Consider the following 1,033-nt stretch of genomic DNA (forward strand, 5'->3'; position numbering starts at 1 on the left):
GGCTTTGTTGCGCTATTCTGATTGAGGCCGCATGTGTCCCTTTCCCGCTAGCTTCAGCGCATGCGGACGGTCTCGGGCGTTCCGAGTGAGGTGAAGCGGTTCATGAGTGCGATGCGGATCTGAACCTCTGCATCCTGCCTGTCGAAGTCTCTGGCCATGATGCGCTCGCCGAGGAGCTTGAGGCATCTCATCTTGGCCTCGACGCGACTTCGTCGATGATATCCGGACCATTTCTTCCAGTTGGCCCGTCCGAAGCGCTTGCAGGCGCGCAGGGCTTCGTTGCGAGCCTGCAGGCCGGGATCATGTCCCTTCCAGTCCCGGGCATTTCGTCGTGGCGGTATGATGGCATCGCCTCCCCGAGCTGCGATGGCGGTATGACAGCCTTTGGTGTCATAGATGCCGTCGGCGGTGACGCTGCCGATCCGCTCATGCACCGGGATTTGCGCCAGCAGACCGGGCAGAACGGGCGCATCTCCGATGCAGTTGCTGGTCATCTCGACCGCGCGAACTTCAAGGGTTTCAGCGTCGATACCTATGTGGATCTTGCGCCATTGCCTGCGACGGCTGGCCCCATGCTTGCGGACCTGCCACTCGCCTTCGCCTGAGAACTTGATTCCGGTGCTGTCCACCAGCAGATGCAGCGGCCCGGACGCCGCACGATACGGGATCTGCACCTTAAGGTGCTTCTGTCTGCGGCAGAGCGTTGTGTAATCCGGCACGGGCCAGTCGAGCCCTGACAGGGCCAGAAGGCTCTCCACAAACCCTGTCGTTTGACGGAGCGGCAACCCGAACAGCACCTTGATCGAGAGGCAGAATTGTATCGTAACCGCCGAAAACCTCTCAGGGTGACCCGCCTTGCCGCTCGGGACCGCGAACCAGGCCATCTCCGGATCAAACCATACCATCAGAGAGCCACGCCGCTTCAGGGACCTGCTGTAGCTGGACCAGTTCGTCGTGCGGAATAGGGGGACGGGCTTGCTCATGGCGCCAATCTAACCCGCTGACTCACAAACATGAATCCGCAGATCAGAGG

General features: G+C 60.9%; 1 protein-coding gene. It reads right to left on the reverse strand.

Features of this window, described 5'->3' with window-relative positions; genetic code table 11:
- Positions 1–53: 53 nt before the first annotated feature.
- Positions 54–983, reverse strand: coding sequence for an IS5 family transposase (locus JC607_RS25170; protein WP_198839442.1), 930 nt, complete (start codon positions 981–983; stop codon positions 54–56).
- Between the last annotated feature and the right edge of the window lie 50 nt (positions 984–1,033).

Origin of the sequence: Paracoccus sp. IB05 (assembly GCF_016405985.1) — a bacterium.
GTDB lineage: Bacteria > Pseudomonadota > Alphaproteobacteria > Rhodobacterales > Rhodobacteraceae > Pseudogemmobacter.